This window comes from Pantoea sp. BRR-3P, from assembly GCF_039621635.1.
GTDB lineage: Bacteria > Pseudomonadota > Gammaproteobacteria > Enterobacterales > Enterobacteriaceae > Pantoea > Pantoea floridensis.
This window is the reverse complement of the sequence record NZ_CP155066.1, coordinates 214922-229634: the sequence shown is the minus strand read 5'-3', so window position 1 is coordinate 229634 and position 14713 is coordinate 214922. Positions and strand designations below refer to the sequence as shown.

The window sequence follows — 14713 nt, the reverse complement described above, 5'->3', positions numbered from 1 at the left end:
TTACTGAACAGCGAACTGGCGGCGAATCTTTCTCATTAATAAGAATAGCCAAGGCCACAGGATGCCGTCGACCACGCTACTCCAGAAGATTTCCGGGCGGAAAGAGACGTTGATCACCAGGAATTCTGCCCAGAAAACAATCACATCCACCGCTAGGGACAGCACCATAACCATTAATGCCTGCTGCCACAACGCTAAGTTTCGGAATAACTGAAATTTAAAGGCCACCAAATACGCGATGATGCTGAACGCCAGCGCACGTACGCCCAGCGTTGAGCCCGCCACCAGATCCATGATTGCACCAAGAAAAAAACCGGTACCGACATTAACCCGATGCGGCAGCGCCAGCACCCAGTAAATTAAGATCAGTAAGAGCCATGAAGGCCGGAACATATAGATTTGTTCCGGCCACGGCATGATTTGCAGGATGAGGGCAATTAGGAAGGACAGCCAGATAACCCATCGGCCCTGGCTGCGATATCGACTCAAGGCTGGCCTCCGCGTGTGTTCGCAGAATTCCCTTGCGAACGACTGCTATTAGCGGGTTGCGGCGGCCCCATTTGCTGAGCGGGCTGCATCATATCCGGTGCGGGCGGTCCCATTTCACCAGCAGGCGGGAGAACCTGCGGCATCATCTGCATTAAACGCTCGTTGGCGACGCGGTGGACTTCATCCGGCGCCATCGGTGTTAAGCCGTTACGATCCGCACCCCACAGCAGCAGCAAATAGCGCAGACGTTGCAGACCGGCGGCCGGACGCGCCTGAATCACCGTGTAAGCACGTTGTGTATCCACTTTAACCGAGGAGACCACGCCAACCGGATAACCTTCCGGGAAACGTCCGCCAAGGCCAGAGGTCACCAGCACATCGCCCACACGAATATCGGTATTGCCCGGCAGATGCTCAAGTTGCAGATCTTCACTACAACCGTTACCGGCCGCGATGACACGAATATCATTACGCAGCACTTGAATCGGCAACGCATGGGAAGCATCGCAAATCAGCAATACGCGACTGGTTACCTGACCGACGGCAACGACTTGCCCCACCACGCCTTTATCACTGATCACCGGTTGGCCTTCGTAAACGCCGTTTACGCTGCCTTTGTCGATGACCACCTGATCGGTGTAAGGATCGGTACCGGTTGAAATGACCTGGGTCACCATCTTGTGCTCATCCTGACGCAACGGCGAGCCGAGCAGTTCGCGCAGACGTGCGTTTTCCTGCTTGTATTGCCCCAGCATCAGCAGGTCACTGTTTTTCAGGAAGAGCTCACGGCGCAGCGCTTTATTTTCCAGCTCTAATTGCTGGCGTGAAGCCAACGTATCAGAGACGCCGTCAAGAAGTTGTCGTGGCCCGTTGGCCAAAAAATAAAATGGACTGACCGACGTGTCCAGGTAGTTGCGAATCTGGGAAAAGGAGCTCACGCGGCTATCGGCGATAATAATCGCGATAGCCACAATGACTGCCAGAAAGAGGCGCAACTGCAGGGAAGGCCCCCTGCTAAAAATCGGCTTCATAAATTCTGCGTATTCCTCGACATCAGGGAAGAAGCGTTAGTTTAAATCACCAACGCCTCCAGGGCTGGACGCATCACGCCGTCGTGCGCAGCGTCAGCGTATATCCCTCATCCTTCAAACTTTAGTCGCGTTCGAATAATTTTGGGTATAGGCGCTATTCCCTGCGCAATTTGATCAGGGTCTCAGCCGTTGAGGAATTACTCCTCGCTGAACAAATCGCCGCCATGCATGTCGATCATTTCTAACGCTTTACCGCCGCCGCGCGCTACGCAAGTCAGCGGATCTTCTGCAACGACCACCGGAATACCGGTCTCTTCCATCAGCAGACGATCAAGGTTGCGCAGCAGCGCACCGCCGCCCGTCAGCACCATTCCGCGCTCGGAGATGTCTGAAGCCAGCTCTGGCGGGCACTGTTCCAGTGCAACCATCACCGCGCTCACGATACCGGTCAGCGGCTCCTGCAGGGCTTCCAGAATCTCATTCGAGTTCAGCGTAAAGCCGCGCGGCACACCTTCGGCGAGGTTACGACCGCGCACTTCAATCTCGTGCACTTCATCACCAGGATAGGCCGAACCAATACCATGTTTAATGCGTTCCGCAGTGGCTTCACCAATCAGTGAACCGTAGTTGCGACGCACATAATTAATGATAGCTTCATCGAAGCGGTCACCACCAATGCGTACAGAAGAGGAGTAAACCACGCCGTTCAGTGAGATCACCGCCACTTCAGTGGTACCACCACCGATATCGACAACCATTGAACCGGTGGCTTCAGAAACGGGCAGACCCGCACCAATCGCCGCAGCCATTGGTTCTTCAATCAGGAAGACTTCGCGCGCGCCTGCACCCTGTGCAGATTCGCGGATGGCACGACGCTCTACCTGGGTCGCGCCAACGGGTACGCAGACCAACACCCGTGGGCTTGGACGCATAAAGCTGTTGCTATGCACTTGCTTAATGAAGTGCTGCAGCATTTTTTCAGTGACGAAGAAGTCGGCGATAACGCCATCTTTCATAGGACGGATAGCAGCGATATTGCCCGGCGTACGGCCAAGCATCTGCTTAGCGTCATGACCGACAGCCGCTACGCTCTTTGGGGAGCCGGCACGATCCTGACGAATAGCAACCACTGAAGGCTCGTTTAACACGATGCCTTGTCCTTTCACGTAAATCAGGGTATTCGCGGTACCCAGGTCAATGGACAAGTCATTGGAAAACATGCCACGAAATTTTTTAAACATACTAAGGGATAATCCTGCAAGCTGGGGGCGGAAAATAAAATCCGCCTACTTTACCAACCACGCGAAGCCGCTACAAGGCGCAAAAACGTTCTGCTTCGGTGAAAAAATACGCTGATTAATTTTTTGGCCTGATAGTCTCGTCTTTCGCCGCCGTTAAATGGCGTTAACACGCCACATTAACCCAAATTACCTCAGGAATTGCGGGGTAATTTCGACATAAAATCTAACATTTCCAGCCGCCAGGATCGCGCGTTCCGGCACAAATAAGCGAGATAAACAGCCTTCAGCCTGCACGTCGCAGGCTGAAGGTTTAAATCCGATAACGTTGTGAGTGTTTTTTCACATTACTGTTGACCGGCAGTGAAGGGGCAAAGAAATCGCCCTGCCCGCCTGAAACGCCCAAGCCTGACAGCATTTGCCACTCCGCGCTGGTACGTACGCCCGCCGCGAAAACCTGCGTCGGCGACGACTTACACACTTCCAGCAGACTCTGCACGAACAGCTGGTTCTCAGTGCGCCGTTCGATATTTCGCACTAAACCCGGCGCGAGCTTGATCACCTCAATTGGGAACTGCTTGATGTAAGCGCTGCTCACCACCGTCAAACCCGCCTGATCCACCGCAATACGACAGCCAAATGCGGTTAACATATGGAAAACCGGTACTAAACGGTTGAGGTGTTGACAAACGTCGGCCTCTGCAAGTTCAAATAAAAAACGTTTTCTTTGCGATTTGCTGCACTGCAACAGCAGTTTTTGCAGCCAGCGCTGGAAAGGCCGCTGCAAAAGTGAATCGAGATTGACCGGCAAGGCCAGCGTTTCATCGGGCCACATCTCAGAGAGGGCAGCAATACGCGTAACAAGTTGGCGATCCCAGCTATCGGTCATGCCTAGCTGCAGCACCAGCGGCATGAATTCGGCCGAAACCACTTCTTTATCGCCGTCATACACCCGCGCCAGCAACTCTCTATGATGGACTTTCCCATCCAATAGCAGTGCTGGTTTCTGATATAACCTCGGGCCGCCGCGATTCAGCGTATTCTCCAGCAAGGTGCGCCAGCGCACGCTGCCGCGTCCCATATCCAGCGTATTCCCTTCACCGACCGACCAGCTATTGCCACCTTGCAATGCCGCGCGTCGCGTTGCCATTTCTACATTTTCCATCACCTGCGCCACGCTTTGTCCGCTGCGCCACGCGCTGATGCCAATGTGAATTAAATCGTCGCGGTCAACCATGCGCATCGGTGGCAGCGAGTCGACGGCATTGATCAGCTGATCGGCGATGCTGTTGGCTTCTTTCAGGGTACGATGCGGCAGCAATACGGCGAAATCGCTACGAAAATATCTAGCCAACAATGCCCCCGGATACCTGAGCACAAACGTAGAGAGCATATTGATGAGATCAAACAGGTACTCTTCCACCAGCGTGGGGCCGAGCGTTTCGTGCAGCGTATCGAGATCCGGCAGGCGTACCATCATGACAACCCCATGAGTACCGACATCTTCCTGATCTTCAAGCAAGGTCGCGAGCTGGTTATCAAAGAACAAACGATTGTTCAGACCCGTGCGCGAATCTTGCGCCGCGAAAGTACGAATTAAGGTATCAATACGTAACCGCTGTTCGCCTGCTTCTTTTAAATCACCCAGTAATGCATCCATAGCGCGGCTGGCTTTTGGCGGCCACTCATCAATAGCGTCGCTGCGCGTTGTGCGCTCACCGGCCAGAATACGTTCGGCCCGCGCTTCTAACTGCTCCATATTATGCCAGCGACGATTTAGCCAACGATGGGTCATCACCAGCAGCGCAGACATGATGCCCACCACGGTGAGTAGCACAATCAGCGTGTAAGCACCCGTAAAAGAACGGAACCAGGTTTTTGCGGGATCAAGCACTACGATACGAAGTTCGAGCCCGGGCGAATGCTTTAGCGGCAAATCGAACTGAACAAAGCGATTAGGCTCATCTTCCAGCATCGGATTTTCATGGCGGGCTAAACTGAACACGAGTGTCTCGCCATTGATCAATTGCATCTGTTCGGCATTCACCACGGGCATCATGCGCGTCAGCCACTGCGTTAATTCTTGCGGCGATTGTGTCGCCAGCGCTTTATCAACTTCAACCGCTAGCGTATGCATGCGCGTTTCCACGCGTTGCTGCGATAGCCAAATAAAACTAAAAGCGCAGCCCACCAGCATCAGAAGCATTGCCAGTAAGCTTAATAATGTAATAAACGCAGAAAATTTAGTTGTTAATCGCATCCCTGTGCCTGCATTACTGCGGTTATGAACGGTGTTAATCCGTCGACGCCACTCTTACCATTGGCGCAAACCTGAGCAAAATAACACAGATCACTGTGTGATTCAGCGCCAGACTCGCATCAAAATAGCGCTGAACTGAGCTCGATAAGCGCTTCGGCGCGAGTATAGCGTCAATCCTCGATGACCTGACTTTGACGTGGGCCTTTTCGTCTTATTCTCAAAGGCGTGGCAGAACCAGGAAATTTCACATTTTGACCAGTAAGTTAGCGCCCAACGCTGAAGTTAAGCATGCTAACCACAATTCATTATTCGCAGGAGAGCGTCATGAACCTGAAGCACTTGCTCACAGAAGCCGACGTCACGCCAGAAAGCGTCTTTAATATGCGCCGCCGTCAGGTGCTGAAAGCACTAGGATTAGGTGCCGCGGCAGCCAGTTTGCCAGGTACAGCACACGCCGATGTGCTGGGCTGGTTTAAAGGTAACGATCGCCCGCCGGCGCCAGCAGGCAAAGATTTGCAGTTTACTAAACCGGCTGAATGGCAGGCGGATTTGCCGCTGACGCCGTTTGATAAGGTCTCAGGTTATAACAACTTCTACGAATTTGGTCTGGATAAAGCCGATCCTGCGGCCAACGCCGGTACGCTGAAAACCGATCCATGGCAGCTACGCATTGAAGGCGAAGTCGCCAAACCGATGACGCTGGATATGGATGACATCTTCAAGCGCTTCGCCATGGAACAGCGCATTTATCGTATGCGCTGTGTTGAAGCCTGGTCGATGGTGATTCCGTGGGTTGGCTTCGAATTGAACAAATTATTGAAGCTGGTTGAGCCGAACAGTAACGCGCGCTACGTCGCGTTTGAAACGCTGTATGCGCCAGACCAAATGCCGGGGCAGAAAGATCGCTTTATCGGCGGTGGGCTGGATTATCCCTACGTTGAAGGTTTACGTCTGGATGAAGCGATGCATCCGTTGACGCTGCTCAGCACCGGCGTGTATGGCAAGGCGCTGCCGCCGCAGAATGGCGCACCGATTCGTCTGACGGTGCCGTGGAAATATGGTTTCAAAGGCATTAAATCGATCGTGAAAATCACGCTGACGCACGATCGTCCACCTACCACATGGAGCCAGATCGCTGCCAATGAGTACGGTTTCTATGCCAACGTGAACCCGCATGTTAATCATCCGCGCTGGTCGCAGGCCACTGAACGCTTCATCGGTGCGGGCGGGATTTTGAAGGTCGATCGCCAACCGACGCTGCTGTTTAACGGCTATGCGAAAGAGGTGGCTTCGTTGTATCGCGGCCTGGACCTACGGGAGAACTATTAAGTGCGCCTCACTTTACGCCACATCACAGCGTTAAAAGTCGTGCTGCATCTGGCCGCTTTTCTGCCGTTTGTTTACCTTTTTATGGCCGCGAGCCAGGGATGGCTAAGCGCCGATCCGGCGAAAGACATCCAACATTTTACCGGCAGAATGGCGCTGAAATTACTGTTAGCCACGCTGCTGGTCAGCCCGCTCACACGCTATCTTAAACAGCCGTTATTGATCCGTACCCGGCGCTTACTCGGGGTGTGGTGTTTTGCCTGGGCGAGCTTGCATCTAACCAGCTATTACTTGCTGGAACTGGGCTACGATCATCTGCGTCTACTCGGTAGCGAGATCGTTTCACGCCCTTATCTGTTACTGGGCATGATCAGCTGGGTGATGTTATTTGCCCTCGCAGTCACTTCATTTCAACGCATGCAACGCAAGCTCGGCCGTCGCTGGCAAACGCTGCACAATGGCATCTATCTTGTCGCGATCCTCGCCCCCATTCACTATTTGTGGTCCGTGAAAGTGCTGTCGCCACAGCCCGTGATTTACGCCGTACTGGCCATTGGGCTGTTAGCGTGGCGTTACAATAAGTTGCGTAAACTTCTCCATAGATAGTCCCCGCAAGGTTGTGTTCCTCCCGCGATATCTGTTAAAACGTGTGGCCTTCGGGCCACATCCGATCAACTTCGCAGATAAGACCAGTATTTTGCTGCGAATGTCGACGAAACGGATATAATGCCCGGCTTTATTGCAGGCGAAGTCTTCTTTTTCATCCGCAAGGGTGACAAACGAAAGATGTCGCGGTATTTTACGCGATGCCTTACTGATTGCAGGAGATAGCAGCAAGATGGCGCACAAATTTCACATACTGCTTTTGAACGGTCCCAATCTTAACTTACTGGGAACGCGTGAGCCTGATAAGTATGGTCATACTACGCTGACGCAAATCGTCGACGATCTGACGCAGCAGGCCGATCAGCACCATGTGAAATTGAGTCATTTGCAATCGAACGCAGAGTTTCAGTTGATTGATCGTATCCACGAAGCACGCGGTAATGTGGATTACATCATCATCAACCCTGCTGCGTTCACGCATACCAGTGTTGCACTGCGTGATGCCCTGTTGGCGGTTAGTATTCCTTTTATTGAGGTGCATCTCTCTAACGTGCATGCACGCGAGCCGTTCCGACATCACTCCTATCTTTCCGATGTATCTGCCGGCGTCATCTGTGGACTTGGCGCTGATGGATACTCTTGGGCTTTACAAACGGCAGTAAAACGCCTGTCACATTCCAATTAAACAGAGTACGGAACCACACTCATGGATATTCGTAAAATTAAGAAACTGATCGAACTGGTTGAAGAGTCTGGCATCTCCGAGCTGGAAATCTCCGAGGGCGAAGAGTCCGTTCGTATCAGCCGTTCACCTGCAAATACCGGCTACCCGATGATGCAGCAGGCTTACGCTGCGCCAATGATGCAGCAACCTGCGCTGGCGACTGCCGTTGCACCAGCAGCACCGGTTGCCGCTGAAGCCGCTAAACCAGAAATCAGTGGCCACATCGTGCGTTCGCCGATGGTTGGCACCTTCTATCGCACCCCAAGCCCGGATGCGAAAGCCTTTATCGAAGTCGGCCAGAAAGTGAATGCTGGCGACACCCTGTGCATCGTTGAAGCGATGAAAATGATGAACCAGATCGAAGCCGACAAATCCGGCGTTGTGAAGGCGATCCTGGTCGAAAGCGGCCAACCGGTTGAATTTGACGAGCCGCTGGTCATCATCGAATAACGAGGCGAAGCATGCTGGATAAAATTGTCATTGCTAACCGTGGTGAGATCGCGTTGCGCATTCTGCGTGCCTGTAAAGAGCTGGGCATCAAGACTGTTGCCGTCCACTCAACCGCGGACCGTGACCTGAAGCACGTGCTGCTGGCAGATGAAACCGTCTGCATCGGCCCGCCACCTTCGGTCAAAAGCTATCTGAACATCCCGGCACTGATCTCTGCCGCCGAAATTACCGGCGCGGTTGCTATCCACCCGGGTTACGGCTTCCTTTCTGAGAACGCCGATTTCGCCGAGCAGGTTGAGCGCTCTGGCTTTATCTTCATTGGTCCAAAAGCCGACACCATTCGCCTGATGGGCGACAAAGTGTCTGCTATCACCGCCATGAAGAAAGCTGGCGTACCTACCGTACCAGGATCGGATGGCTCGCTGACCGACGACATGGAAAAAAACCGTGCCTTCGCTAAGCGCATCGGCTATCCGGTGATCATCAAAGCCTCTGGCGGCGGCGGCGGTCGCGGTATGCGCGTAGTGCGCAGCGACAAGGATCTTGAGCAATCCATCAACATGACGAAAGCGGAAGCCAAAGCGGCTTTCAACAACGACATGGTTTATATGGAGAAGTATCTCGAGAATCCGCGCCATATCGAAATTCAGGTGCTGGCCGACGGCCAGGGCAACGCTATCTATCTGGCTGAACGCGACTGCTCAATGCAGCGTCGTCACCAGAAAGTCGTCGAAGAAGCACCAGCGCCGGGCATCACGCCGGAACTGCGTCGCTATATCGGCGAGCGCTGCTCCAAAGCCTGTATTGATATCGGCTATCGCGGTGCGGGTACCTTTGAATTCCTGTACGAAAACGGTGAGTTCTACTTCATCGAGATGAACACCCGTATTCAGGTTGAACATCCGGTGACCGAGATGATCACCGGCGTGGATCTGATCAAAGAGCAGCTGCGCATTGCTGCTGGTCAGCCGCTGTCGATTAAACAGGAAGATGTGATCATTCGCGGTCATGCGGTGGAGTGCCGTATCAACGCCGAAGATCCCAACACCTTCCTGCCAAGTCCGGGCAAGATCACCCGTTTCCACGCGCCGGGCGGCTTTGGCGTACGTTGGGAATCGCATATCTATGCCGGTTACAGCGTGCCACCGTACTACGATTCCATGATTGGTAAGCTGATTACCTACGGTGAAAATCGTGACGTGGCAATCTCGCGCATGAAGAATGCGCTGGCGGAACTGATCATCGACGGCATCAAGACCAACATTGAGCTGCAGATGAAAATCATGTCCGATGAAAACTTCCAGCAAGGTGGGACGAACATCCACTATCTGGAGAAGAAACTCGGCCTGCAAGAGAAGTAATTGCAGCGCAGAGCAAAGCAGAGGCCGGTTAACTCCGGCCTTTTTCATTTTTGTTGCCTTTGAGGTTGCATAATGGATTGGCGTTTTTTGCAAGCGAACAAAGAGGCGCGCTGGTCGTTTTATCTGACGCTGGCCTACCTCGCCGTATGGGGATTGTCTGCCTGGCTGGGTGGCAATGACATTGGCTTCTTTGGCTTACCGTGGTGGTTCGAGCTCTCCTGCATGTTTGCTCCCCTGCTATTTATCGTGTTGTGTTGGCTGATGGTGCGCGTGTTATTCCGCGACATGTCGCTGGAGGATAACGATGGACTCTGAAATCATCCTTCCACTTCTGGCCTATCTGGTGCTGATTGCCGCGCTGTCGGTATTTGCCATGCGCAAACAGCGTCAGGGCAACTTCCTGAGTGAATACTTCCTCGGCAGCCGTTCAATGGGCGGCTTTGTGCTGGCCATGACCATCACCACCACCTACATTAGCGCCAGTTCATTCATTGGCGGCCCAGGTGCTGCCTATAAATATGGCCTTGGTTGGGTCCTGTTGGCGATGATTCAGGTGCCCGCCGTCTGGCTTTCGCTCGGTGTGCTGGGGAAGAAGTTCGCGATTCTGGCGCGACGCTATAATGCCGTCACGCTCAACGATATGTTGTATGGCCGCTATGGCAGTACGCTGCTGATCTGGCTCTCTAGCCTGAGTTTGCTGGTGGCGTTTATCGGCGCGATGACCGTGCAGTTCATCGGCGGTGCACGTCTGCTGGAGACGGCGGCGGGCATTCCTTACGACACTGGCCTGCTGATCTTTGGCGGCACCATCGCGCTCTATACGGCTTTCGGCGGCTTCCGCGCCAGCGTATTGAATGATGCCATGCAAGGCCTGGTGATGTTGATTGGTACCTTCCTGCTGCTTTTTGCGGTGATCCACCATGCAGGTGGGCTGGAAAGCGCGGTAACCAAACTGCACAACATCGATCCGCAGTTAACTTCGCCGGAAGGCGTCGGCAATGTCATCAACCCTACCTTCCTCAGCTCCTTTGCTGTGCTGGTGTGTTTTGGTGTGATTGGCCTGCCGCATACCGCCGTGCGCTGTATCTCTTATAAAGACAGCAAAGCCATGCATCGCGGCATTGTGCTTGGCACCATCGTGGTGGTGATCCTGATGTTCGGCATGCATCTGGCTGGTGCGCTGGGACGTGTGATTTTGCCCGATCTCACCATTCCCGATCGCGTGATACCCACACTGATGATCACCGTGCTACCGCCGATGGCTGCAGGCGTCTTTCTGGCAGCACCGATGGCGGCTATTATGTCGACCATTAATGCGCAGCTGCTGCAATCCTCCGCTACGCTAATCAAAGATCTCTACCTGCGTATTGCGCCGCAACAGAGTGAAAACGAGGCGCGGCTGCGCATGTTATCAGGCACCATCACGTTTGTGCTCGGCGTTCTGCTGCTGCTGGCGGCGTGGAATCCACCGGATATGATTATCTGGTTAAATCTGCTGGCATTTGGTGGACTTGAAGCGGTATTCCTGTGGCCGCTGGTGCTGGGCTTGTACTGGGAACGAGCCAACTCAACCGGCGCGATCAGCGGCATGCTGGTCGGTGCCAGTTGCTACACGCTGTTAGCCAGCCTGAATATTGAATGGTGGGGTTTCCATCCGATCGTTCCTTCCCTGATCTTAAGCCTGCTGGCCTTCCTGGTAGGTAATCTGTTTGGCCGCACGCCCGAAGCACGCGCTGCGGCACTGGAATAAAGAGAAACGCTATGCCTTGGATTCAAATCAAAATTAACAGCACCGGCGCTAACGCCGAAACCTTAAGCGATGCGCTGATGGATGTGGGTGCCGTATCGGTCACTTTCCAGGACACGCATGACAATCCGGTTTATGAGCCGCTGCCAGGTGAAACGCTCTTGTGGGGTGATACCGATGTCATCGGCCTGTTCAACGCCGAAACCGAGATGAGCGATGTAGTGGCTGAGCTGAGCCAGCACCCGCTGCTAGGATCCGCATTCCGTCACAAGATCGAGCAGATCGAAGATAAAGACTGGGAGCGCGAATGGATGGATAATTTCCACCCAATGCGCTTCGGTGAGCGTTTATGGATCTGCCCAAGCTGGCGCGATGTACCCGATCCTAATGCCGTCAATGTGATGCTGGATCCGGGCCTGGCGTTCGGTACGGGCACCCATCCCACTACCTCGCTGTGTTTAACCTGGCTCGACGGGCTCGATCTGCAAGGCAAGACGGTGATCGATTTTGGCTGTGGCTCCGGCATTCTTGCCATCGCCGCACTGAAATTAGGTGCCGCGCAGGCGATTGGTATCGATATCGATCCACAGGCCATTCAGGCCAGCCGCGATAACGCCGAGCGTAATGGTGTATCTGAGCGTTTGGCACTCTATCTGCCGCACCAGCAACCGGATAATCTACAAGCGGATGTCGTGGTCGCCAACATCCTTGCAGGCCCGCTACGTGAGTTGGCGCCACTGATTAGCGTGCTGCCGAAAACGGGTGGTCATCTTGGTTTATCGGGCGTGCTAGCCAGCCAGGCGGCAGGCGTGTGTGAAGCCTATGAGGAACAGTTCGATCTTGATCCGGTAGCGGAGAAAGAAGAGTGGTGCCGCATCACCGGCATACGTCGCTAAATCCCAGCGTCAGGCATGCCAGACGCATACGCTGGCATGCATGTAACCAATTGATAGTTTAAGGATTAAGCCTCGTCTGGTTTTTGCCTTAATCCGCTTTGCAAGGTTTTCATTCTCGTAGTGCTACGTATTATCTACTGCACGCCGCTTGCCGGTACCCTTTGTTAGAGATTGAGAATGAAAACCACCCCTTTCTTTGCCGCAGTACTGTTTTTCAGTATGGCTACTCATGCCGCAGTGCCTCACTCTGTTCCACACTGGAGCTATGAAGGCCAAGCGGGCCCGCAACATTGGGGCGATCTGAGCCTGGATTACCAAACCTGCCATAAGGGTAAGTTTCAGTCACCGATTAATATCCGCGATACCGTTGCAGGCCACCTGCCACCACTGAGTCTGGAGTTTCACACCGCAGCAGAAAAACTGGTGAACAACGGCCATACTTTGCAGGTGAACGTTAAAGATGAAGATGACTTCACACTGGACGGGGAAACCTTCCATCTCATGCAGTATCACTTTCACACCCCGAGTGAAAACCAGATCGATGGCCATTCTTACCCGCTCGAAGCGCATTTCGTCCATGCCAATGATGAAGGTGAGTTGGCTGTCATTGCCGTGATGTTTGAGGTTGGTAAAGAGAATACGGCTCTGAATCCGATTCTCGCCGCCATGCCTATGCAGGAAAATCAGGAAGTGGCGGTGAAAGAGCGTATGGATTTAAAGCCGCTTTTCCCGGAAGATCGCCACTATTATCGCTTCAGCGGATCGCTTACCACGCCACCTTGTACCGAGGGTTTGCGCTGGCTAGTAATGAAGCAGCCAGTGATGCTGTCTCAATCTCAGCTCGACGCCTTTAAGCGGGCTTTGAAACACAGTAACAATCGCCCCCTGCAACCATTACATGGCCGTCAGATTGTAGAATGAGGGTTGATGTACTCAATCCCCCTTTAAATTAGCTCAATTAATAATCACATTGCCGTCATTTCTTTGGCTAATTACCAGAAGTGGCGGTTTTTATGTTGTGATTTTCCTCATGTTTTTAGAAAAACTTTTGTTCACAATTTCAGCATATTTTTTTAAGTGCATGAATTAAAGGTATTTATAAGCGCTAAGCAGCCTATAAGCCCGATTTCCTTGATCTTTAACGGCGAATTGTTCAAAGTTTGGCCTTTCATCTTCCTGAAAAAATGCGTAATATACGCCGCCTTGCGAACAGTTAGGGTCACTTCTTTTTCATGCGCATTGGACATCATCAGCTACGTAATCGACTCATTGCTGCGCCTATGGCCGGAGTATCCGATAAGCCATTTCGCACCCTGTGTTTTGAGAACGGTGCCGGTATGACTGTCTCCGAGATGCTGTCATCTAACCCGGAAGTTTGGGCCAGTGACAAATCCCGTTTGCGTATGGTGCATAGTGACGAGCCCGGTATTCGTGCCGTGCAGATTGCCGGTTGCGATCCTGATGAGATGGCTGCTGCCGCGCGCATTAATGTGGCGTCTGGCGCGCAGGTTATCGATATCAACATGGGCTGCCCGGCCAAAAAAGTGAATCGTAAGATGGCAGGTTCAGCGCTGCTGCAACATCCGCAACTGGTGGAGTCGATTCTCACCGCGGTAGTGAATGCAGTGGATGTACCGGTTACGCTGAAGATTCGCACCGGCTGGGACAAAGAAAATCGTAATTGTGTAGAGATTGCCCAATTGGCTGAACGCTGTGGCATTCAGGCTCTCACCATTCATGGCCGCACACGCGCCTGTTTGTTTGAGGGATTTGCTGAATACGACAGCATTCGGACAGTTAAGCAGAGCGTCTCCATTCCAATTATCGCGAATGGTGACATTACTGACCCGCATAAAGCCAGAGCGGTGCTCGACTATACCGGAGCCGATGCTCTTATGGTTGGCCGTGCCGCTCAGGGAAGACCGTGGATCTTCCGGGAAATCCAGCATTATCTGGACACAGGGGAGCTGCTGGCACCGAAGCCGATGGCTGAAGTCAAGCAAATGCTGATTGGACATATACGGGAGCTGCACGACTTTTACGGTCAGCGCAAAGGATACCGTATTGCCCGAAAACACGTTTCCTGGTATTTGCAGGAAAGTGCTCCTGATGACCAGTTTCGGCGCACATTCAACGCCATAGAGGATGCCAGCGAACAGCTGGAGGCGTTGGAGGCATACTTCGAAAATCTTGCGTAAACGAAATAAAGAGCTGATAGAACTATGTTCGAACAACGCGTAAATTCTGACGTACTCACCGTTTCTACCGTTAACTCTCAGGATCAGGTGACACAAAAGCCACTGCGTGATTCGGTAAAACAGTCATTAAAGAACTACTTTGCTCAACTGAATGGTCAGGATGTGAGTGATCTGTATGAGCTGGTATTGGCTGAAGTTGAGCAGCCTCTGTTGGACATGGTGATGCAGTACACCCGTGGCAACCAGACCCGTGCAGCTCTGATGATGGGTATCAACCGTGGTACTCTGCGTAAGAAGCTGAAAAAATACGGCATGAACTAATTTGTTCGTTGCTGCGATAACGCCAGCCTTAGGGCTGGCGTTTTTGTTTGCGCTGAATGATGATTG

Annotated in this window: 15 protein-coding genes; 11 read left to right on the top strand and 4 right to left on the bottom strand. The window is 53.0% G+C overall.

The window, feature by feature from the left end; genetic code table 11:
* The 4 genes from mreD to csrD all read right to left on the bottom strand — a co-directional run bounded on the left by mreD (position 1) and on the right by csrD (position 5018).
* Positions 1-489, bottom strand: a complete 489-nt coding sequence (gene mreD / locus AAGR08_RS01160) for a rod shape-determining protein MreD (protein ID WP_097095861.1) — start codon at positions 487-489, stop codon at positions 1-3.
* The gene (gene mreC / locus AAGR08_RS01155) at positions 486-1520 is read right to left on the bottom strand and encodes a rod shape-determining protein MreC (protein WP_097095860.1); all 1035 of its coding nucleotides are present in this window, start codon (positions 1518-1520) and stop codon (positions 486-488) included. The genes mreD and mreC overlap by 4 nt, the downstream gene beginning before the upstream one ends.
* A 197-nt stretch (positions 1521-1717) precedes the next feature.
* Positions 1718-2761, bottom strand: coding sequence for a rod shape-determining protein MreB (mreB, locus tag AAGR08_RS01150; RefSeq protein ID WP_007891976.1), 1044 nt, complete (start codon positions 2759-2761; stop codon positions 1718-1720).
* Positions 2762-3071: 310 nt separating this feature from the next.
* Positions 3072-5018, bottom strand: a complete 1947-nt coding sequence (csrD, locus tag AAGR08_RS01145; RefSeq protein WP_097095859.1) for an RNase E specificity factor CsrD — start codon at positions 5016-5018, stop codon at positions 3072-3074.
* 324 nt (positions 5019-5342) lie between these two features.
* Between csrD and msrP the strand changes: the two genes are divergently transcribed.
* From msrP to fis, 11 genes are all read left to right on the top strand, one after another.
* Positions 5343-6347: a protein-methionine-sulfoxide reductase catalytic subunit MsrP gene (msrP, locus tag AAGR08_RS01140; RefSeq protein ID WP_097095858.1), complete on the top strand. Its 1005-nt coding sequence runs from the start codon at positions 5343-5345 to the stop codon at positions 6345-6347.
* The gene (gene msrQ / locus AAGR08_RS01135; protein ID WP_345828107.1) at positions 6348-6950 is read left to right on the top strand and encodes a protein-methionine-sulfoxide reductase heme-binding subunit MsrQ; all 603 of its coding nucleotides are present in this window, start codon (positions 6348-6350) and stop codon (positions 6948-6950) included.
* A 232-nt stretch (positions 6951-7182) separates the two neighbouring features.
* A complete protein-coding gene (aroQ, locus tag AAGR08_RS01130; protein WP_097095856.1) occupies positions 7183-7635 on the top strand; it encodes a type II 3-dehydroquinate dehydratase in 453 nt (150 codons plus the stop codon).
* A gap of 21 nt (positions 7636-7656) precedes the next feature.
* Entirely contained in the window at positions 7657-8124 is a 468-nt protein-coding gene (gene accB, locus AAGR08_RS01125) for an acetyl-CoA carboxylase biotin carboxyl carrier protein (RefSeq protein WP_097095855.1), read from the top strand.
* Positions 8125-8135: 11 nt separating this feature from the next.
* Positions 8136-9485, top strand: coding sequence for an acetyl-CoA carboxylase biotin carboxylase subunit (gene accC, locus AAGR08_RS01120; protein ID WP_007891966.1), 1350 nt, complete (start codon positions 8136-8138; stop codon positions 9483-9485).
* Positions 9486-9557: 72 nt separating this feature from the next.
* Positions 9558-9800, top strand: coding sequence for a YhdT family protein (locus AAGR08_RS01115; RefSeq protein WP_345828103.1), 243 nt, complete (start codon positions 9558-9560; stop codon positions 9798-9800).
* Positions 9790-11235, top strand: a complete 1446-nt coding sequence (panF, locus tag AAGR08_RS01110) for a sodium/pantothenate symporter (protein WP_345828101.1) — start codon at positions 9790-9792, stop codon at positions 11233-11235. The genes AAGR08_RS01115 and panF overlap by 11 nt, the downstream gene beginning before the upstream one ends.
* Before the next feature lie 11 nt (positions 11236-11246).
* The gene (gene prmA / locus AAGR08_RS01105; protein WP_345828099.1) at positions 11247-12128 is read left to right on the top strand and encodes a 50S ribosomal protein L11 methyltransferase; all 882 of its coding nucleotides are present in this window, start codon (positions 11247-11249) and stop codon (positions 12126-12128) included.
* 177 nt (positions 12129-12305) lie between these two features.
* On the top strand, positions 12306-13049 hold the full coding sequence (locus tag AAGR08_RS01100; RefSeq protein WP_345828097.1) for a carbonic anhydrase family protein: 744 nt from the start codon (positions 12306-12308) through the stop codon (positions 13047-13049).
* A gap of 311 nt (positions 13050-13360) precedes the next feature.
* Positions 13361-14326, top strand: a complete 966-nt coding sequence (dusB, locus tag AAGR08_RS01095) for a tRNA dihydrouridine synthase DusB (protein ID WP_345828095.1) — start codon at positions 13361-13363, stop codon at positions 14324-14326.
* Positions 14327-14350: 24 nt separating this feature from the next.
* A complete protein-coding gene (gene fis / locus AAGR08_RS01090; RefSeq protein WP_007891954.1) occupies positions 14351-14647 on the top strand; it encodes a DNA-binding transcriptional regulator Fis in 297 nt (98 codons plus the stop codon).
* Positions 14648-14713 lie beyond the last annotated feature (66 nt).